This window comes from Enterococcus sp. HMSC078F03 (assembly GCF_001811595.1).
Classification (GTDB): Bacteria; Bacillota; Bacilli; order Lactobacillales; family Enterococcaceae; genus Enterococcus; species Enterococcus faecalis.
This window is the reverse complement of sequence record NZ_KV805569.1, coordinates 26,979-46,593: the sequence shown is the minus strand read 5'-3', so window position 1 is coordinate 46,593 and position 19,615 is coordinate 26,979. Positions and strand designations below refer to the sequence as shown.

Annotated in this window: 17 protein-coding genes; 9 read left to right on the top strand and 8 right to left on the bottom strand. The window is 36.5% G+C overall.

Annotation, left to right across the window (positions count from 1 at the left end):
* Positions 1 to 19: 19 nt before the first annotated feature.
* From HMPREF2810_RS09245 to lepB, 3 genes are read left to right on the top strand one after another with little or no spacing between them, the layout of a single operon-like run.
* Entirely contained in the window at positions 20 to 1,315 is a 1,296-nt protein-coding gene (locus tag HMPREF2810_RS09245) for a coiled-coil domain-containing protein (RefSeq protein ID WP_002386995.1), read from the top strand.
* Positions 1,296 to 1,622 (top strand): hypothetical protein, encoded by a 327-nt coding sequence (locus HMPREF2810_RS16240; RefSeq protein WP_002364740.1) that lies wholly within the window; start codon positions 1,296 to 1,298, stop codon positions 1,620 to 1,622. Before HMPREF2810_RS09245 ends, HMPREF2810_RS16240 begins: the two co-directional genes overlap by 20 nt.
* 57 nt (positions 1,623 to 1,679) lie before the next feature.
* Positions 1,680 to 2,429 (top strand): signal peptidase I, encoded by a 750-nt coding sequence (lepB, locus tag HMPREF2810_RS09235; RefSeq protein ID WP_002385011.1) that lies wholly within the window; start codon positions 1,680 to 1,682, stop codon positions 2,427 to 2,429.
* Between the two features lie 54 nt (positions 2,430 to 2,483).
* Here the strand turns inward: lepB and HMPREF2810_RS09230 are convergent, their stop codons facing one another.
* Positions 2,484 to 3,962 carry a helix-turn-helix domain-containing protein gene (locus tag HMPREF2810_RS09230; protein ID WP_002386996.1) on the bottom strand — a complete coding sequence of 493 codons (1,479 nt, stop codon included), beginning with the start codon at positions 3,960 to 3,962 and terminating at the stop codon, positions 2,484 to 2,486.
* A gap of 173 nt (positions 3,963 to 4,135) precedes the next feature.
* Here HMPREF2810_RS09230 and HMPREF2810_RS09225 point away from each other — a divergent pair, with 173 nt between their 5' ends.
* The 5 genes from HMPREF2810_RS09225 to HMPREF2810_RS09205 all read left to right on the top strand — a co-directional run bounded on the left by HMPREF2810_RS09225 (position 4,136) and on the right by HMPREF2810_RS09205 (position 11,495).
* Positions 4,136 to 4,888, top strand: a complete 753-nt coding sequence (locus tag HMPREF2810_RS09225; RefSeq protein WP_002386997.1) for a tyrosine-protein phosphatase — start codon at positions 4,136 to 4,138, stop codon at positions 4,886 to 4,888.
* Positions 4,889 to 4,966: 78 nt separating this feature from the next.
* Positions 4,967 to 5,197: a hypothetical protein gene (locus tag HMPREF2810_RS09220; RefSeq protein ID WP_002355737.1), complete on the top strand. Its 231-nt coding sequence runs from the start codon at positions 4,967 to 4,969 to the stop codon at positions 5,195 to 5,197.
* Between the two features lie 120 nt (positions 5,198 to 5,317).
* The gene (locus HMPREF2810_RS09215; protein WP_002379165.1) at positions 5,318 to 7,984 is read left to right on the top strand and encodes a YhgE/Pip domain-containing protein; all 2,667 of its coding nucleotides are present in this window, start codon (positions 5,318 to 5,320) and stop codon (positions 7,982 to 7,984) included.
* 220 nt (positions 7,985 to 8,204) lie between these two features.
* Complete coding sequence (locus HMPREF2810_RS09210) at positions 8,205 to 9,374, top strand: cation diffusion facilitator family transporter (RefSeq protein WP_002386999.1); 1,170 nt, start codon at positions 8,205 to 8,207, stop codon at positions 9,372 to 9,374.
* A 297-nt stretch (positions 9,375 to 9,671) separates the two neighbouring features.
* Positions 9,672 to 11,495, top strand: a complete 1,824-nt coding sequence (locus HMPREF2810_RS09205; protein WP_002379167.1) for an APC family permease — start codon at positions 9,672 to 9,674, stop codon at positions 11,493 to 11,495.
* 36 nt (positions 11,496 to 11,531) lie between these two features.
* On the opposite strand, the gene HMPREF2810_RS09200 is transcribed toward HMPREF2810_RS09205, so the two are convergent.
* From HMPREF2810_RS09200 to HMPREF2810_RS09175, 6 genes are all read right to left on the bottom strand, one after another.
* On the bottom strand, positions 11,532 to 11,996 hold the full coding sequence (locus HMPREF2810_RS09200) for a GNAT family N-acetyltransferase (RefSeq protein ID WP_002361333.1): 465 nt from the start codon (positions 11,994 to 11,996) through the stop codon (positions 11,532 to 11,534).
* A gap of 71 nt (positions 11,997 to 12,067) precedes the next feature.
* Positions 12,068 to 12,730, bottom strand: coding sequence for an ABC transporter permease (locus tag HMPREF2810_RS09195; protein ID WP_002363261.1), 663 nt, complete (start codon positions 12,728 to 12,730; stop codon positions 12,068 to 12,070).
* A gap of 3 nt (positions 12,731 to 12,733) precedes the next feature.
* Positions 12,734 to 13,654 (bottom strand): osmoprotectant ABC transporter substrate-binding protein, encoded by a 921-nt coding sequence (locus tag HMPREF2810_RS09190; RefSeq protein ID WP_002355743.1) that lies wholly within the window; start codon positions 13,652 to 13,654, stop codon positions 12,734 to 12,736.
* 2 nt (positions 13,655 to 13,656) lie between these two features.
* Positions 13,657 to 14,292: an ABC transporter permease gene (locus HMPREF2810_RS09185; RefSeq protein ID WP_048942140.1), complete on the bottom strand. Its 636-nt coding sequence runs from the start codon at positions 14,290 to 14,292 to the stop codon at positions 13,657 to 13,659.
* Positions 14,293 to 14,295: 3 nt separating this feature from the next.
* Positions 14,296 to 15,489 (bottom strand): betaine/proline/choline family ABC transporter ATP-binding protein, encoded by a 1,194-nt coding sequence (locus HMPREF2810_RS09180; RefSeq protein WP_002355745.1) that lies wholly within the window; start codon positions 15,487 to 15,489, stop codon positions 14,296 to 14,298.
* A gap of 626 nt (positions 15,490 to 16,115) precedes the next feature.
* Positions 16,116 to 17,006: a ring-cleaving dioxygenase gene (locus tag HMPREF2810_RS09175; RefSeq protein WP_002355746.1), complete on the bottom strand. Its 891-nt coding sequence runs from the start codon at positions 17,004 to 17,006 to the stop codon at positions 16,116 to 16,118.
* A gap of 165 nt (positions 17,007 to 17,171) precedes the next feature.
* Here HMPREF2810_RS09175 and queA point away from each other — a divergent pair, with 165 nt between their 5' ends.
* Positions 17,172 to 18,203, top strand: coding sequence for a tRNA preQ1(34) S-adenosylmethionine ribosyltransferase-isomerase QueA (queA, locus tag HMPREF2810_RS09170; RefSeq protein ID WP_002355747.1), 1,032 nt, complete (start codon positions 17,172 to 17,174; stop codon positions 18,201 to 18,203).
* A gap of 343 nt (positions 18,204 to 18,546) precedes the next feature.
* Here the strand turns inward: queA and HMPREF2810_RS09165 are convergent, their stop codons facing one another.
* Entirely contained in the window at positions 18,547 to 18,852 is a 306-nt protein-coding gene (locus HMPREF2810_RS09165; RefSeq protein WP_002355748.1) for a helix-turn-helix transcriptional regulator, read from the bottom strand.
* Between the last annotated feature and the right edge of the window lie 763 nt (positions 18,853 to 19,615).

Sequence of the window (19,615 nt, the reverse complement as noted above, 5' to 3'; positions counted from 1 at the left end):
CGAGAGAAAGGACATATAAATGACAAAAAGACGTTTAATCAAAAAAATTAAAGATATTTCGGATGATACGCTTGAAAAAGAAGTCTTTTTTCAGCCAGGATTCGAACCAGAAAAAATAATTAGCGGAATCAAACCAGAACAACAGGAAAAAGAAATGGCGACGTTAAGAGAAAGGCTCACCTACTATCAGAAAAAAGAAACAGCCTTTAAAAAACTTCAAGAAGAAAATGAGCAATTAAAGAACCAACAAGAAACGGAAAAACAAGCGTTAGAAGAAAAAAATCAGGCATTACTTGAAACACTAAATCAAAAGGAACATGAAATTTTTGAATTGGAAGAGCAACTGGAAACGAACAGTGAAACCACGACAGAGGCTACCACTCTTCAAACAAATCTGCAAAATGCAGAAAAACAATTAACCACTGTACATAATCAAATGGAACGTTTAGAAAGTGAATTAACGCAGCAAGTGGCAGAATTAGAAAAAGAATCGGCTGAACAGCAACAACATATCCAGACATTACACAACCAGTTAGCAGAAGAAAAAGGAAAGTTGGAGAAAAAAGGAGATATTACAGGAATGGAAAAGCAAGTAGAAACGTTAACGACAGAATTAGAAGAAAGCACAACGACTCAACAAGCATTGCAGGAACAAATTGAAAAACTAACTGTACAATTACAAAAAGTAGAAGCCGAAAAACAAACCTTACAAGAGGCTGTCCAACAAGAAGTGATTGTGAAACAGCGCATGGAGGAGTTAAAGAATGAGCTTCAAAATAGTTTACAGCAAAAAAATGAAGCAGAAGTAAAACTAGGTCGACTACAAGGTGTCAATGACAAACATCTTGCTGAAAAGCAAGTTTACGAAGGAGAATTAGCTGCTCTAAGAAAAGAAGTAGAGGCCAAAGAAGACAATTTAGAACAAGTTCAAAAAGAATTGAAGACACTACAAGCCGTTTCAAAAAATATTGAACCGAGTAGTGAGCAGTTAACAGAACTGCTACGCGCAAAACAGCAAATTAACGATTTATTAATGAAAAATCAGCAATTACAAGAAGAGGCTTTAAAATCGCAACAAGAAATTGGCGAAGTGATGGTTTCTGCCAAAAAAGAAGCCAATCGGATTGTTAATGAAGCGAAAGTAGAAGCAAAACATCTAATCAATTCTGCAGAATTAGAAATGTTAAATATTGGTAACCGAGCGAAAAGTATTTCGAATGAAGTCGAAGCATCAAAAGTAGAAGTACTTGAGATTTATCGCGAATTAGAGGAACGCTTAACTAAACTGACACGTCTTGAACAAGATAACTATTAATAAAATGGTCAGTAAAAAGTTAACGGGAGCAAGGAAACTACATTGTCTTGGGGTCCTTTTTTTAGCTGTTACATTAAGTAGCTCCGCAGAAAGATTACAGGCTGCTGCTGTCTCAAAGGAAGAGCAGTCGCTAAGGCAACCGCTTATCAGGAAAAACATAGTAACAGAGAAGAGCGAATATCTTGTAGAAGCAAATCAAAGTATTTGGGAGCTGGCACAAGATGCGCAGAAACCATTGAATCAGTTTATGAAGGAAAACCAGTTACGTAGTAGTTATATAAAAAAAGGAACGCAATTAGTTAAATAGAAAAAAGGAGCAAGAAAGGAAAAGTTTATTTAAGAAGCTTTTCCTTTTAAGAAAACGATGGAAGAATGGATAAAGCCCGTTATGCGAACAATTCGCCACATTAAGCGCGCCTTCTTGAAGCAAAAGTTGCCTGCGACATATCAGCTAAAAAAGCAAAAGGCTAACACAGCAATGGAATATTTGCTTGAGCAAACAGATAACCATCAATCAATAAGAGGACCGAAAAGAAAAATGACCGCTGAAGAGATTAAAAAAAAGCGGCAAGCCTACCAAAAGAAACAACGCGTCCAAGTCGTTAAATTTTTTATGCCAGCTATTCTTTTCGCCATTTTTGTGTTCTTTTTTGTGTTAAAGACATCTAGCTACCCAATTGCTGGGCAATCCATGAAGCCGACACTTAACGCAGGGGAACGAGTCTTAGTACAACGGACGAAGCAAGTAGCAAGGTACGATGTGATTGCATTTAAAGCACCGCTAGCTAGCAAAGGTACGTACGTCAAGCGAATCATCGGGGTTCCTGGTGATCGAATTTGGGTAAACGAGGGAAAACTTTATCTTTCAGAAGAACCTATAGCAAGCGATAATGAGGCACTGCCTGAGAATGCCAGTCGTTTTGACTTATCAGAAGAAGCGGCAGCCCAACTTCGCCTGTTTCAGAAGATTCCAGCTGGTCATTACTTTGTCTTAGGGGACAATCGTACGCATTCAAGTGATAGTCGTACGTTCGGCTTTGTCGAGATACAAGCGATTGAAGGAATCGTGGTATTTAAAATGGCGCCGTTTAAGGAAATAGGGAAAGTAAAATAAAAAGCTTAAGTCAGCCATCTGAGAGTAGGGCACTTAAGCTTTTTTTATTAGAGATTATTTGCCCAATAACAATTGAATGATTTTTTCAATTGATTGTAGGTCGTAACGATTACTAATATCCGAAAAAATATAGTAATGGTCATACTGGGCAACGAGCTGTTCATTATTGGTATTCATTAAAAGCAAATCATAATGGTTTTCTGCGTTGTAAGGCTCAATTTTCAGCGGATATTTTCCAGCGATACTCTGTTGTATTTTTTGTGCTACCAACTCGCTATAAGCACTGCTCAGTGAGTGATAAACACCAATCGTTATTTTTTTTTCATTTAATTCAGCAATGTGATTCAAAATAAGTGTATAATTAATTTCAGTAAATTGATTTTGGTACTTAGAAGCAGTGGCTTTTGTGGCAAAGTTCGTTGTAGCGATCTCCACTAATTCGTAAACTTCACTTTCGCTAAAAGGATGACGTAAGACTTTCAAAAGTGACTGAATTGTCCAATAATCAAAGGGTAAAATAAATCCTGAAAAATAATAGAGTTGCGCATGTAATTGGAAAAGTAAATTTTCAATATAAAGTAGCCGAATAGGCAGCACGTAATGGGATAAATAACCACGTGCTTTAAGGTACGTTAAAATGACCCGGTTCATTTCGTTAAGATACGTTTTTTCAATTCGTTGTTGTTTTGCTAAACGAAAGGCGAAAGCAGCATTCGCAGAATAATTATGCATGGAACAAAAAAAGTCATAAAACATATAGGCTTCGTTGATTGTATATGGACGGTCGATTCTTTTCATATATGTATGTATAGATAAATTAATTTCTTCAAATAAAGGTCGATCGAGTTGGACATCATGTGGACTAATCGTTGGCAGGGGTTCTAAAACCATGCGACGAAAAGAAATTTTCATCCAAAGTTTAATTTGGAGAATTTCTGTATGGTCAAAGGTAATTCTGGGGATTTCTTGTAGTATCTCGATTAATCCTAGGTATTGATTGGCCAGTTCTTTTTCTAAATCTGTTTTTTCTTCAAAGATAAACCAGAAAAAATTAAAAAAGAAAAAGCGAATTTGTTTTTCTTCGCCGACAAGTTTTCCTCGTTTGATACGTAAATTAAACTCATTGAGTAAGTCATTTAATTCAACAATTTTTCGATAATAGGTAGCAGAGCTAATGGCATAATTCTGTTGGAAATACCCGCCATTTATTTCATTTTTATGGAAGAGTTGCTGGACCATGTGAAACTTAATAGATTTATCTAAGAACAACATGATCATTGCTTTCATGGAAAAGGTAGGCGCTTTATTTAGATATAGAGTGTCACCTAATACTGTTAAGGTGAGGTTTTCTTGAAGTTGCTCTTCTTTCAAAAATTGCTCTAAAAAAGAAAGATACTCATTCAATGTTGGTAAACTAATATTGAAAAAATCTACTAATTCATTTCGTGTCGCTTGACCTTTATTATTATATAGGAACAATAGAATATCATTCATATAATCATAAGGCTTTTCTAAAAAATCTCGTTTTAGCATCGTTACTCACCTCTCTTTTAAGAATACTGTATCTATGATAAAATGGCAATAAACAACTGATAAAAAGATTGTTTTTTGAGGTGTTTTTTATTATCGTTGAGAAAAAGAAATAAAAAGAAAAAACAAAGTATTTAAATGATAACAAAATAATTAAAATGAAGGAGCGATAGAACATGAACAGCGTGGTGAACTTTAGAGATATTGGAGGATTTCCAACGCAACAAGGCACAGTTGTCAAGACAGGGTATTTTTTTCGGAGTGGTGAACTCGTCAATGTTGCACAAGCGGATCAACAGAAACTGGTAGAGGACTATCAAATTAAACGAATCTATGATTTTAGAAGTGCAGCGGAAACGCAAGAACGACCAGATGATTCAATTCAAGGAACCAACTATCTACATATAGATATTTTGGCCGATATTCAGGCGCAGACTGCTTCATTAGAAGGAATGCTTAAAACGGTTGGTTCACCCGATGAAGCAATGGACATGGCTTATAAAGAAATGGTTCTTTCCAATTCGGGGCGCAAAGGTTATCAAACATTTTTTGAAAACTTTTTAAGTTATCCACAGGAAGCTATTTTATTTCATTGTTTCGCAGGAAAAGATCGAACAGGAATCGGCGCAGCCTTGATATTAAGTGCTTTAGGTGTGGAACATTCTTATATTTTAGAAGATTATTTAAAGACGAACGAGCAAAGAAAAACCGCTAACGAGCAAATTATTGCGCAATATCAAGCAAATGGAACGCCTCTAGCAGAAATTCAACAATTAGAAACGCTGCTTTATGTGAAAAAAGAGTACTTAGCGACCGCTTTACAGGCGATTGAAAAAGAATTTGGTTCGGTAGAGGGCTATTTAAAAGAGGGACTCGGCTTACCTTTATCCGCCAAAAAAGACATGCTAAGTCTGTACACAAAATCATAGATCCTAAAAAAAGGACTATCCTTTCTAAAAAAGAAGTTTTATAATAGAAAAGAATCTGTTTGTAAGGAGGGATAGGGAATGAAAGAAGGACAAGAACAATTCTTAACGTTCATACTAGATCGAACAAAAGAAGATAAAAAAGAAAAAATGCAAGCGCTACTTGCAGAAATGTTTGAACGCCAACAAACAGGCAAATTAGATAAAATGTACTTGATGACAAAAGCACCAAAACTTTTGGCTTATTTAAAACCAGAAGCCATTGATGAAGTTAAACAAGTCGTTTCGGAATTTTCTAAAAATATGAAATAAACAAACTTAGCTTGAACTTACGACATTTTAAAAATGTGTCGTAACATTCAAGCTTTTGTTTGTTATTCTCTTGTATTTTATGCTAAAGTTATTCAGGCACAAAAAAAAGCAGGTGATTTTATGAAACATATAAAAAATACATGGGAACTATTTATTTTAGATTGGAAAAGAATTTTTAAAAACCCAGTAGCAACATTTTTGATTGTTGCCTTAATGATTATTCCATCATTATATGCATGGTTTAACATTAAAGCACTATGGGATCCGTATTCAAATACAGGAGAGTTACCAATAGCGGTCTATAGTGATGACCAAACAGCAACTTTTCAAGATAAATCGGTCAATATTGGTGATGAAGTCTTGAAAAACTTGAAGAAAAACAAGCAATTAGGTTGGCGTTTTGTTGATTCGAAAAAGGAATTAGACAAAGGGGTCCAATCAGGAAAATATTTTGCCGGGATTTATTTACCTAAAGATTTTTCCAAAGATTTGCTAAGTTTTACTTCTGGTGATATCAATAAACCTAAAATTGAATACTCAATTAACGAAAAAATTAATGCAATTGCGCCGAAAATTACGTCAAAAGGCGCTTCTTCCATTCAGTCACAAATTTCGGAAGAATTCATTAAAACGGCAAGTAGTACGTTAATCAAAACATTCAATGATATTGGCTATGATATTGATAAAAACATGGTTAGCATTCAAAAAGTTAAGAGCATGATTTTAGATACAGATGCCAACATTGGAACCATTGATACGTACGCAAAACAAGTCACAGACTTACATGGTAAGATGCCTGAGCTAAAAGAAAAATTAGCGAAAGCCAACGATGCGATGAAATATTTACCTGAAGTTGATGCTTTAGGAGAGAAGATTGTTGAGCTAAATGGTAAAATGCCAAGCATCAAAGAACAAGCTAGTGTTATTTTGACGTTACAAGAAAAAATTCCAGAAATTCAAAACGCTGGCCGACAAATTGCTATGATTGATGAAGACTTTGCCTCTGTGGAACAAACAATGAGCGAAGGAATCCAAGAAGCAAAACAAGGATTAGAAATCATTCAACAAGTTCAAACGGCGTTACCAGATATTCGTAAACTAGGTGATCAAGCCAATGATTTAGGGAATGTCACATTAGATGGCGCCACTCAATTGGAAAAGGCGTTACCTGGAATTACTCAAAGTGTGGGGACGATTTTAAAAGCAATTGGAACAATTAGCGCTGGTGTAAATACAGCACTAGAAGATTTAAAAAATCATCGTTTACCAGTTGAAGAAAGAGAAGCAATTAAGCAACAACTGTCTGAAAGCCTAGGAAAACAACATGAAAATATCCAACAGCTGATTCAACTGTTTACGCAAATACAAGAAGCCACAGGTAACACTGATTTACAAGACACAATAAATAGATTGAATACGATTGATGGTATTGTAGTTAGATTAAAAACTGATGTTGATAACATTGATGTGAATGCGGTAACTGATGCAGATTTAAATGCTATTCAAGCAGAAGCTCAACAAGTAGAAGCAACCGTCAATAGTATTAACCCTGATGCAATTGAAAACACAGTAAAAACGATTTTAGACAAATTAATTGCTACCATCCAAAACGCTCAAGGTCAACTAAACAAAGCGCAACAAATTGACTTTGAAGGTTTATTGAGCTCAACAAGTCAAACGGTCACTAATGCGATTTCTTTATTAGAAAAATATCAAGCCGAAATGCCGGCAATTAAACAAGAAATTCATGATGCGAATACGATGTTGAATGGCAATATGGAAACCATTGTCAATGGCATTAATCGTGGTGCTGATTTGTATAAAAACGATTTACCAGTCATTCAAGATAAAGTCAGCAAAGCGGCAGCTTTTATGCAAAATGACTATCCAGGTATCCGAAAAGATTTAACGAATACCTTGAAAACAGTCAATGAGAAAATGCCAGATGTTGAAGCGGCCTTGGACAAAGCCAACGAGCTAATTATTAATGATTGGCCAAATATCAAAACAGGATTACACAAAGCAGCGAATGCAATCCGTAAAGGTGAAAAAGAAGTTGATTTAGGCGAAATTCTTAAATTACTAAAATTAGATGCCAATAAAGAAAGTGACTTCTTTACACAACCAGTTGAAGTCAAAGAACATGCTGTTTATCCGATTGCTAATAATGGTTCGGCAAGTACGCCATTCTATACAGCTTTGTGTTTATGGGTTGGTGCTGTATTATTCTCAAGTGTTGCGACAACGGATGTTTATCTTGAAGGAAAAGATAAAAAACGCTTCTCTAAACGGGAACAATTTTCAGCACGGATGTTTACCTTCATTGTCATGGGGATTGGTCAAGCACTGATTGTAACCTTAGGTAATTATTTTGCGTTAGGCGTAGATGTTCGTAATCCAGCGTATAGCGTCTGGTTTGCGGTATTGATTGCCATTACGTTTATGATAATGGTTTATGTGCTTGTTGCTCTCTTTGGCAATGTAGGGAAAGGAATTGCGATAATAATCTTGGTACTGTCCATCTCTGGTGGGGGTGGGAACTACCCAATTCAAGTCTCAGGTAAATTCTTCCAAATGATTAATCCGTTCTTGCCGTTTACGCATGCCGTGAACTTGCTAAGGGAATCAGCAGGAGGCATTTACTGGCCAAATGCTTGGTTTGCCATTTGGATTATGGTGGGGATTTCAGTCGTCTTTAGTATTGGCGGTGCAATTCTTTATCCACATCTGGAACACAGATCGAAAAAATTTGCGGCTTTAGCACAAAAGAGCCATTTATTCCATTAAAAAACAAAAAGCTGAAAACGTCTTTAGCGTTTTCGGCTTTTTGTTTTTCTTTATTTTCAAGGCAACCCTAACAAAGAAGTTTTGGGGGCTCTTGCTTTTGACTTTTTGGCAATGCTAAATAATAAAATCTCCCTCAGAAAGTGAGGTTTTTTGTGTACAAATGTATAAAAAGGTTTTATAGTATTTTTTTAAGAAATAAAAAGTGGGTAGGGGTTGTAAAATGATTCAAGCATTGCTTCAACGATATGAGAAAAAAATTGAACGTCGTAAATTGGAAAAACGAACAGCATTCGGTGCTTTTGCCGGGCGGATTGGGCTTGTTTCTAATTTATTTTTATTCGTTAGTAAATTTATGATTGGCTTGCTTTCAGGTAGTGTTTCAATCATGGCAGATGCCATTAATAGCTTGTCCGATACTATTTCTTCAGTTTTAACATTAGTCGGTTTTTATATTGCTGGTAAGCCAGCGGATAAAGAACATCCCTATGGCCATGAACGTTTTGAATATATTAGTGGAATGCTTGTATCATTAGTGATTACGTTTATTGGGTTTGAGTTTCTAACGACCTCCGTGGATCGCATCCTGCATCCAGAATCAATCAAGGTGACACCCATTTTATTTGCTGTTTTAGCTTTATCAATTGGGATTAAAATTTGGCAAGGGCTGTTTTACAAAAAAGTATCAGCAAAAATTGATTCTCAAGCATTAGTTGCTTCTGCTAAGGATAGCTTTAATGATGTTTATACTACATTAGCTGTTTTGATTTCTGCATTTATTGAAGGCGTCACTGGTTTGCGAATTGATGGATATATTGGTTTTTTAATTGCTGCATATATTATTTATAGTGGCTTGCAGTTAATTCGCGAATTTATTAATGAGTTGATGGGCATGCGTCCGAGCCAAACAGAAATTGATGAAATGAAGAATGTCTTATCAAAAATGGAAACAATTGTAGGGTATCACGATTTACTGATTCATAATTATGGTCCCAGCCAAACGTTTGCGTCTGTTCACATTGAAATTGATGATCGCTGGGATTTAAATAAAGCCCATCAGACAATCGATGCGATTGAAGCGAAGTTTAAAGAAGAGTTGGATGTTAATCTTGTTTGTCATATTGATCCAGTGAATTTGTATGACCCAACACAACAATTTGTTCATCAAACAATCAAAAAGATTATTCGTTCTTTTGACGCGTCTTTAAAAGTCCATGATATCCGCTTAGTTACCCATGGCGAAGAGCCGAAGATTTTGTTCGACTTGGTTTTGCCTACAGAATCAAAATTATCTGAATTTGAACTGGGTGTGGAAATTCAACGGCAAGTTTATGAAAAAATTGGTCGTTATAAAGTGGAAATTACCTTCGATCATACGTACTTGTTACAATAAAAGGGAATAATTAACTAAGTTTTCAAGCGTGAGCCAAAAGGTCAAATAGACTTTTAGCTCTCGCTTTTTTGTTTAGAGAATGCAAATCCTTTTGTTATCTGGATTCTCTTGATAAGATAAAGGAAGCGGGGGACTGTAAATGAGTGTCTGATTAAAAAAAGATGGTGATTTTTTTATCTTTTTCAGTAACAAAAATCAATTGACTTTTCATTGTGAGAAGCGTAGCATATGGATTTGTTTGATAAAAAATAATGAAAAAAGTGAGCGGGTCACTCTAGAGAAAAGGAGTAGAAAAAAATGGCGGATTTAAAACGACTGTTCATTGGGAAACCATTGAAATCAGCCGAAAATGATGAACATAAATTAAGCAGATTTGCAGCGCTTGCGTTGTTATCTTCTGATGCACTTTCATCCATTGCGTATGGTACAGAACAAATAGTGGTGGTTCTGGTTACTTTGTCGGCGGCTGCGATTTGGTATTCATTGCCAATTGCTGCATTTGTTATTATTTTACTTATTTCTTTAACATTGTCGTACCGACAAATTATTCATGCGTATCCGCATGGCGGCGGCGCATACGTTGTTAGTAGTGAAAACCTCGGCAGAAATGCAGGTTTATTGGCTGGTGGTTCGTTGTTAGTCGATTATATGCTAACAGTAGCCGTTTCAGTTTCAGCGGGTGCAGAGGCGATTATATCGGCGATTCCAGCGTTATATGGTCATCAAGTAGCAATTTCTATTGGGATTGTGATATTGATTACCTTAATGAACTTGAGGGGCCTGAGAGAATCAGCTTCGTTCTTAATGTTGCCAGTGTATAGTTTTATCGCAATTATTACCTTACTGATTGTTGTTGGGCTATTTAAAATTGTGACTGGCGCACAGCCATTGAATGCGACAGCTTTACCAGGAGCCGTGGTTCCAGGAATTTCTATTGCCTTGGTTTTACGGGCTTTTTCATCTGGTTCTTCTTCCTTAACAGGGGTCGAAGCAATCAGTAATGCAGTGCCATTCTTTAAGAAACCACGAGCAAAAAATGCTGCTGGGACGTTAGCGTTAATGGCAACGATTTTAGGGTTCTTCTTCGTGGGGATTACGTTTATTAACTATTGGTATGGGATTGTGCCAAAAGAAGAAGTGACAGTTCTTTCACAAATTGGGAAAGCGGTCTTTGGTCAAAATATTTTATATTATTTATTACAGTTTGCGACAGCCTTAATTTTAGCGGTTGCCGCTAACACAGGATTCTCAGCCTTTCCAGTTTTGGCTTATAACTTAGCCAAAGATAAGTTTATGCCGCATATGTATATGGATCGTGGCGACCGTTTGGGCTATTCAAATGGTATTTTAACTTTAGCTGCTGGTTCCATTGTTTTATTATTGATTTTCCAAGGTTCCACAGAACGTTTAATCCCATTGTATTCCATTGGTGTGTTTATTCCGTTTGCTTTGTCTCAATCGGGGATGGTTGTAAAATGGCGAAAAGAAACTAAAAATTGGTTGCCAAAATCAATTGCTAATATTGTCGGCGCCTTTATCTCTTTCGCGATTATCGCCATTTTGTTTATTTATCGATTAGGGGACATCTGGCCGTTCTTTATTATTATGCCAGTGTTGATTTATGCATTTTATCGGGTCAATACTCACTATAAAAATGTGGCGGAACAGCTACGTTTAGAAGATGGGGCACAGTTACATGAGTTTGACGGGAATACAGTTATTGTTTTAGTAGGGAACGTAACCAAGGCAAATGTCGGCGCCTTGAATTATGCGCGTTCCATTGGCGATTATGTCGTTGCCATGCATGTCTCAATGGATGAAAATGTTGAGAAGGAAAAAGAAATTCAGGAAGAGTTTAAAAAACACTTCCCGGACGTTCGTCTATCAATTGTCCATTCTTCGTATCGTTCACTGCAAAATCCTATCTTACGTTATGTTGATTTGGTTAGTAAAAATGCCACGAAGCATAACTACAGTACAACGGTTTTAGTGCCACAATTTGTACCAAATAAACGTTGGCAAAATATTTTGCATAACCAAACAAGTTTACGCTTGCGGATTCGTCTAGCGTGGCGGGAAAATATCATCGTGGCTACCTATAGTTATCACTTGAAAAAATAAATAAAAAAATCTGCCATCTTTTGATGGCAGATTTTTTTATTGACGTAATTGTTTTTGATAAATTCTAGCGCAAGACTGCTCTTCGGTGGTTACCATTGTCAAAAATTCCCAGTCATATCTTTCATAAAAAGTAGTATGGTCTGTGAGCAAATAAAGCTTTTTAAATCCAGAATTAGCTAGAAAATCACCAACTGTTGTTAAAAGAATTCCTGCTAAGCCTTGGTGACGAAATGTTGGTTCGACATACAATGCACAAAGGTTTGGCGTAAGGTCTGCACGATTGTGGAAGTCATTATCAATTACGCCCACGCCTGCAACGATGTCCTGCTGTTTATTCAAGCAGACCCACCAATGTGGTACGTGGTTTTCGCTAGTTAGCATTTCCTGCATACTTGCTTGATACGCTTCAGCGGGGATTTGCCACTTTTGGCTAAACCATTGAGCAGCTGACGGAATTAAGTGTGGTTGTTGGTTTAAATCGATAATAGTATAGTTAGACATTATTGATCTCCTAGATAAAAAAACAGATCCCATTGAAAAGAAACAATGTTGGATCTGCTCTGTATTTTTTATTAATTGGAATGTTTGCTAGCTGGGTCTAAACGCCGTTCAATAATCCCTAGAACCCAATCTGTGATAATCGCCATAAAGGCCGTTGGTAAGGCACCGACTAAAATGATAGAAGCACCATCTGTGGCATTGGTTCCACGAATAATAATATCCCCTAAACCACCAGCACCAACGAAAGCACCAATCGCAGTAATCCCGATTGCGACGACTAACGCATTTCGAATACCTGCCATGATTACTGAAACAGATAAAGGTAACTCGACCATATAAAGAAGTTGTACTTTTGTCATACCCATTCCTTTACCAACATCTAAAATATTGCGATCCACTTGAATCATGCCAGTGTACGTATTCTTGATGATTGGTAGGAGAGAATAAAGGAAGACCGTTACAACCACCGTGTTGACGCCTAAGCCCATTCCCAACATTAAAATCGAAAGCATTGCCAAAGCTGGTACTGTTTGGATAATGTTCGCTAAACGGATAATCCAGTTGGCTAAGCTACGTTTACGTGAAATCATAATCCCAATAGGAATCCCGACAATTGCAGCAAAGATTACGCCATAAATCGAAATTAAAAAGTGACGTAAAAATTGTTGAAAGACGTAGCCGCCATTTTGTTGGAAATAGTAGATAAATTGTTGGAATAAATTCATATTATTCATCTGTTACTCCCCCTCAAAATAGTTATTTTCTTTTAAGAAACGTTCGGCTACGACAGCAGGTTCAATTAAATCATTATCTGCTTGATAGTTCAATTCTTGCATTTTTTTGGTAGAAATTTTACCATCTAAGCGATTTAAGACATCTTTAATTTCCGGCGTTTCTTTTAATAATTTGTCACTAACCACAGGAGCGGCATCATAAGGCGGGAAGAAGCGCTTGTCATCTTTTAACATGACTAAATCGTAACTACCAATCCGGCCATCTGTTGAGTAACCTAAGATGACGTCCATTTTTCCAGCGTTGACTGCATCGTACACCAAGCCAATTTGCATTGGTAAAATAGATTTAAATTGGAAGTTGTATTCCTTTTTAAAGCCTTCATAACCGTCGCCTTCACGTGTGATCCACGCAGTATCGACACCAGCAACTAATTTGTCTGCGACTTTCCCTAAATCACTGACTGTTTTTAAATTGTATTTCTCAGCCGTTTCTTTTGTAACTAAGAATACATAAGTATTTTCAAAACCATATGAAGGGAACCAAGTTTGTTGATAACGTTTTTCAAATTCTGATTGAACTAGATTGAACGCTTTTTTAGGGTCTTTTTCCGCTGGTAAGCCAAGCGTAGTAGTCACGTCAGTACCAGTATAACGAGCTGCAGAAATTGAGGCATCTCCGTTTAACATTGCTTGGTGATTGATGGTAGTAGTGGCTAAGTTGTTAATCACATTTGTTTTTTTATCTGTGTAATGCTCCACCATATCCGCTACAATGCTCCCTAAAATCTGCGCTTCTGAAGTAATCCCACCTGTAATGGCAACAGTGTTATCATCAGAAGTTGAAGCGAGACCAGGTAAAGAACAACCTGCCAATAAAAGTAAACTGCTTAAGAAGAGTAAGCTTAACTTGAGTTTCTTTTTCATCATTATTCGCCCTCCCTTAAAGCTTTTGGCGTTAAACGATTTTCTAATAATCCAAGAAGAACATCTGCTAAAAGCGCTAAAATAGTTACCGGAATAGTCCCGCCAAAGATTAATTCTGGCTGATAGTTATTTAATCCACTGAAAATCATATCACCAAGACCCCCTGCACCAATATAAGAAGCCAGTGTAGCCCAAGCAATGACATAGACAGCAGCTAAACGAATGCCGGCCATAATTGTTGGCATGGCAATGGGTAATTCAACACTAAAAATAGACTGTAAATTGGTCATGCCCATACCTTTAGCAACATCTCGGTAATTTTCATCGACATTTTTCATTCCGATATACGTGTTTCTTAAAATAGGTAGAAGGGAATAGATGAATAGCGCGATAATAGCGGGTGTTTTGCCGACACCAAAAATTGGAATCATCAAAGCTAATAAAGCCAACGAAGGAACCGTTTGTAAGGCACTTGTTAAACCAATGACAATATTGGCTACTTTGGGCAAACGTGTTAACCAAACGCCAACGGGCACAGCGATAGCGACCCCTAATAAAAGTGCAAAGAATGAAATATAAATATGTTCAATACTTTTTGAAGTCATTTCTGATCCATATTCTTGAAAGAAGCTACTCATTGCTTACGCCTCCTCTTTATCAGTTTCGGACTCGCTTTGTTTTGCTTCTACAGCTTCACTAATCGTTGTTTCATCGCCCCAGATAACATCATAAACAATGTCAACAAGGGAAGCACGTGTTAAGATGCCCACCACTCGTTTTTGTTCATCAACGACTGGCACATATTTTAAGCCGCGTTTTAAGATTCTTTGTAAAGCATCACGTAAAAGAGCGGTTTTTTGAACAAAGAAGACATCTTTATTCAAGATATCACCGACACTAGAAGCTTTGCCACGTTGCTGATCTAATGTTTCAACATCGATAAAGCCTTTAAGCACATGGGAATTATCAACAACTAATAAGGTATCAACCCGTTTTTCACGCATCAATTTAATCGCTTCTTGTAAAGATTTTTCCGGCGTGATAGTAATAGCTGAATTTAACATGACTTCATCAACAGTGGTGAAATCAGGTTTGGCTTGTAATAGGCGATCTTCTCCGATGAGTTCTTCTACAAATTCATTGGCTGGATGACGTAAGATATTATCTGGTGTGTCAAATTGAATTACTTTGCCTTCGCTCATAATGGCAATTTTATTTGCTAATTTCAACGCTTCATCCATATCATGGGTAACAAAGACAATCGTTTTTCCTAAACGTTCTTGCAAATCTTTCACTAAATCTTGTAATGAATCACGGGTGATAGGATCTAAAGCACCAAAAGGTTCATCCATTAGAATAATATCTTGATTGGCAGCTAAAGCCCGCACAACGCCGATTCTTTGTTGTTGTCCGCCAGAAAGTTCATTGGGATAGCGGTCCAACATTTCTCGTGGTAACTCAACCAAATCAATCATTTTTTCGGCTATCTTATTGCGTTCTTCCACAGGTACTTTTAATAATTTAGGCACTAAAACGATATTTTCACGAATGGTCATGTGAGGCATCAAGCCGATATTTTGAATGACATAGCCAATTTGGCGACGTAGCTCTACAGGATTGATTTTTTGAATATCTTGGCCATCAATTAAAATTTTTCCTTTTGAAGGGTCGGTCATGCGGTTAAGCATCCGCATTGATGTTGTTTTTCCACTACCACTTGTTCCGATGAAGCAGATAAATTCACCTTTATCGAAAGACAAATTAATGTCATCAACGGCGACTTTTCCGCCTTTATAAAATTTTGATACATGCTGAAATTCTATCAACTTACTCACCTCAACTAAATATTTTGAAAATGTATCTTATTACTAGTATGCTATAAAAATGCGATTTCGACAAATGTAATCTATTTTTAATGGGAAAAAGAAGGCGGTAAAATTTTTTTAATTCGTTCTAAAAAAAAGAAAAGATAACTATTGTTTAGTAAAAGTTATCTGAACGAAACAAGATGTTAAAAAGAGTATTCTGAGAAGGAAGAAAAGCCGCTATAACAAAGAAAAGTGTCCTTTGTAGCAAGTTGACGGGAGCTGAGTTTTTCATTAGAATGGAAAGAGAACAAGGGAATAAAATAAAAAAAGGCGCTTCATGATTTAGCGGCAACTAAATCACGAAGCCTTGAATAGTCACCTGTGCAAGTGGACCATCAAGTTGCCCGTTCAATCAATGGAAACCATTGATCACTTTTATTTTACTGAATTTTTGAAAAAATTACCAGTTTTTTTAAGAAGTAAGAAGTGGAAGAACGAAGGATGCTTTTTATGGAATGTGCAATGACGTTTAGAAAAATCTGAAGGTCATTTTTTATTCTCTTGTTCAAACATTCAAACATAGGGGAAGAGAGACGGACGTAATTTTGTCACCGATTATTACGTCCGTCTTCCGTTGTTTTCTAAAGCGTTGGTTACATGTCTTTGTAGAGGTTGGCTTCAATTGCAGTCCGTTTTGGTTCTAAAAAAGGCGGTAAAGCCAATGTTTCTCCTAAATGTTCCAGAGGCTCATCCAATGTAAAACCAGGAGTCAAAGTAGCAAATTCAACCCGATTCCCGCCTGGTTCACGAATGTATAAACTTTTAAAATATCCACGACTTACATACATTTCAATTTCCCAGCCTTGTGCTAAAGCGCGCGTGTGTAGTTCTTGTAATGCTTCATCATCAGCCACAGAAAAAGCAATATGATCCATACTGCCACGCCCCATTCGGCTTGTTTTATCCGACGTTGTTTGATGAACAGAAAAGCTTTCCGTCTCACTTAAAATAATCGTATTGCCAACTGCTTGCCAACCAAGAAATGTTTCAAAAAAGGCCAAGGTTTTTTCAGAATCTGGCACATGAAATTCAGTAGAGGCCAAACCGATAATTTGAACCGCTGCTGGAATGTCGTTAGAAACAACGAGTGTTTCTTTTAATGGATTTTCAGGAACTTCTGTCAGGATAATATGCGTATCATCTGGATCACTGAAATGTAGGCTCTTTTCTTTTTTGTTAAATGGAATTTTGTTTTCTGTTAAACGTTGTTCCCAAAAGGAAAGGCTGTTTTGGGGAATTTTTAAGCCAATCGTGGCTAAATAATTTTTTTCTTCATAGCGGTTGCCTAATAAGGGCACGATAAAAAAAGTTACTAAGCTTCCCGGCGTGCCTTGATAATCGCCATAAAAATAATGAGGCATGCGATTGTTGTCTTGATTTACGGTATTTTTGACAAAACGTAAGCCTAACAATTTTGTATAGAATGATTGGTTTTCTTGACCATGACGCGCTAATAGTGAAACATGATGAAATTGAGCATGCATTTTGAGTTCCTCCTCTAAATAACTATGTATACTTACTTAAAGTAAGTATAGTGCTTCTGACATTTTTTGACAACTATTTAGTTTGATTCAGAAGGCTGACATAGCCAGAAACAAGAAAAAGTGTTAGAATAACCAAGATAAAAACTAGTAGAAAGAGTGACGGAAATGCTAAGTACAGAAGATTTTGATTTTGATTTACCAGAAGAATTAATTGCTCAAACCCCACTAAAAGATCGCGCTAGTTCACGATTATTAGTTGTAAATAAAGAAACAGGGGACATGGAGGATAAACATTTCCATGATATTCTTGATGAATTACAGCCTGGGGATGCATTAGTCATGAATAATACACGGGTACTGCCGGCCCGTTTATATGGAGAAAAACCTGAAACAGGCGGTCATTTGGAAGTTTTACTTTTAACAAATACAGAAGGCGATACATGGGAAACCTTGATTAAACCCGCGAAACGTGCAAAAGTCGGCACGGAAATTCAATTTGGCGATGGTCGCCTAAAAGCGGTGGTTAAAGAAGAGTTGGAACATGGTGGTCGAATCATTGAATTTAAATATGATGGTATTTTCTTAGAAATTTTAGAATCGTTAGGAGAAATGCCATTGCCGCCATATATCAAAGAACGTCTAGATGACCCAGATCGTTATCAAACGGTTTATGCTGAAGAAAATGGTTCAGCTGCAGCACCAACAGCGGGTTTGCATTTTACAAAAGAACTATTAGAAGAGATCAAAGCAAAAGGTGTTCATCTCGTTTATTTAACTTTACATGTCGGTTTAGGAACATTCCGTCCCGTGAGCGTTGATAATATAGAAGAACATCATATGCATAGCGAATTCTATCGTTTAACTGAAGAAGCGGCTAAGCAATTAAATGAAGTACGCCAAGCAGGCGGTCGGATTGTTGCGGTTGGAACAACTTCTATTCGTACGTTGGAAACAATTGGCACAAAATTTAATGGTGAAATTCAGGCTGACAGTGGCTGGACCGATATTTTTATCACACCAGGGTATCAATTTAAAGTCGTAGAGGCTTTTTCAACGAACTTCCATTTACCAAAATCTACGTTAGTGATGCTTGTGAGTGCTTTTGCAGGAAAAGACTTAACATTGGCTGCTTACCAACATGCTATTGAGGAAAAATATCGTTTCTTTAGTTTTGGCGATGCAATGTTTATTAAATAAGCGACACTTTGTGAGCAGAATACTTGGGATTGAAACAAAAATATATTATGATAAACACGTGATTTTTGGAATCACAGTAAAGGTGTGCTTTATTTTTTCTTCCCCTGTAAATAATAAAGTTAGAAACCAAAACGCTACTAGGACAAAAGTGCTTAGTAGACAATCTTAGAATAAAAAGAACGGCGCAACCACGGTTGCGCCGTTCTTTTTTATGTAAGCAAAGATTAATTATTGAAACAACAATACGAAGAAGGGCTTTCTTCGTATTGCCGGTACTAAGTTGTACCTCGGCAACTCCAAGTACAATCAGAAAAATTGTCTTGTTAAGTACAGCTTATACTGTTCAGGCTTCTTGTTCTACATCGTCATTCAGTGTTTCTTTGAAGGTGAACACATCATCAATGGTTACGCCAAAGACGTTCGCGATGTCATGCGCAAGAAGTAATGAAGGATTGTACTTGTTTCGTTCCAGTTGAATAATTGTTTGTCGAGAGACACCGACTCGATTGGCCAAATCTTGCTGGGTCATACGAGCCATAGCACGATAAACATGAATTGAACTTTCAAACGAAGATTTTTTCTTTTTTCGCATAGCATTCCCTCCTTTAAAAGAAGATAAAATAGAATGTGCACCTTGAATATAACACATATGATTATTTGATACAAATATATTTTATTGCTTAAAAGAAAAAACCGAGCTTAAATTTAAGCTCGGCCTTGTTAACGGGAAGACATCAATTGGTTGAATAAGTGTTTACATTTCGCGATACATGTAAAGCAAAAGGTGAACGTGATGTGGTGAAACTAAAACCTTGTTTTCATACAGTTTCGACGCTTGGATGGTGGATAACTTGCGTTAGGTGATAACAGATAGGGTAAATGCTTTATAGAAACTCCATCCTTCTATAACCTTTCCCTATTTTCCGATACGAGTTATCACTAACAATTACTCTACACGTATTGTTTACAGGTGAATCTTGCAATTCTAACAACTTTGAGTTTACCGATTTTTATCTACTGAGAAAATCTTCAACCAATTGATTTGCATGTCCTCCTTACACTTAAAGAATAGCACTTTTTGGAAACGTTTGCAAATTATAACACTTATTAATAAGATTAAATATAATATTTTTCTGGTTATTTTATAACATGTAAAATAAATAATTGTGCGAACTAAATAACATTGTATTTTTTGTTGTTTTTGTGTTGAATATATAGAAATAAACTATTTTTTTATCAGACAAAATGAAAAAAATGTCCATTGCTTTTTGGCTGAATTCGTTTCCTTTTTCATAAAATTCCCATAATTAAATAGAAACATTGCTGTAGCAACAACGAAAATACCAGTTTTTTTCATACATATGAGAGAACGCTAAGCCAAAGATGAAAAAAGTTGCGTGTTCAAAAAAAAT

Coding starts and splice junctions, on each gene's coding strand:
- HMPREF2810_RS09245 (WP_002386995.1), top strand. CDS start 20: ATGACAAAAAGACGTTTAATCAAAAAAATTAAAGATATTTCGGATGAT.
- lepB (WP_002385011.1), top strand. CDS start 1,680: ATGGAAGAATGGATAAAGCCCGTTATGCGAACAATTCGCCACATTAAG.
- HMPREF2810_RS09230 (WP_002386996.1), bottom strand. CDS start 3,962: ATGCTAAAACGAGATTTTTTAGAAAAGCCTTATGATTATATGAATGAT.
- HMPREF2810_RS09225 (WP_002386997.1), top strand. CDS start 4,136: ATGAACAGCGTGGTGAACTTTAGAGATATTGGAGGATTTCCAACGCAA.
- HMPREF2810_RS09220 (WP_002355737.1), top strand. CDS start 4,967: ATGAAAGAAGGACAAGAACAATTCTTAACGTTCATACTAGATCGAACA.
- HMPREF2810_RS09215 (WP_002379165.1), top strand. CDS start 5,318: ATGAAACATATAAAAAATACATGGGAACTATTTATTTTAGATTGGAAA.
- HMPREF2810_RS09210 (WP_002386999.1), top strand. CDS start 8,205: ATGATTCAAGCATTGCTTCAACGATATGAGAAAAAAATTGAACGTCGT.
- HMPREF2810_RS09205 (WP_002379167.1), top strand. CDS start 9,672: ATGGCGGATTTAAAACGACTGTTCATTGGGAAACCATTGAAATCAGCC.
- HMPREF2810_RS09200 (WP_002361333.1), bottom strand. CDS start 11,996: ATGTCTAACTATACTATTATCGATTTAAACCAACAACCACACTTAATT.
- HMPREF2810_RS09195 (WP_002363261.1), bottom strand. CDS start 12,730: ATGAATAATATGAATTTATTCCAACAATTTATCTACTATTTCCAACAA.
- HMPREF2810_RS09190 (WP_002355743.1), bottom strand. CDS start 13,654: ATGAAAAAGAAACTCAAGTTAAGCTTACTCTTCTTAAGCAGTTTACTT.
- HMPREF2810_RS09185 (WP_048942140.1), bottom strand. CDS start 14,292: ATGAGTAGCTTCTTTCAAGAATATGGATCAGAAATGACTTCAAAAAGT.
- HMPREF2810_RS09175 (WP_002355746.1), bottom strand. CDS start 17,006: ATGCATGCTCAATTTCATCATGTTTCACTATTAGCGCGTCATGGTCAA.
- queA (WP_002355747.1), top strand. CDS start 17,172: ATGCTAAGTACAGAAGATTTTGATTTTGATTTACCAGAAGAATTAATT.
- HMPREF2810_RS09165 (WP_002355748.1), bottom strand. CDS start 18,852: ATGTGTTATATTCAAGGTGCACATTCTATTTTATCTTCTTTTAAAGGA.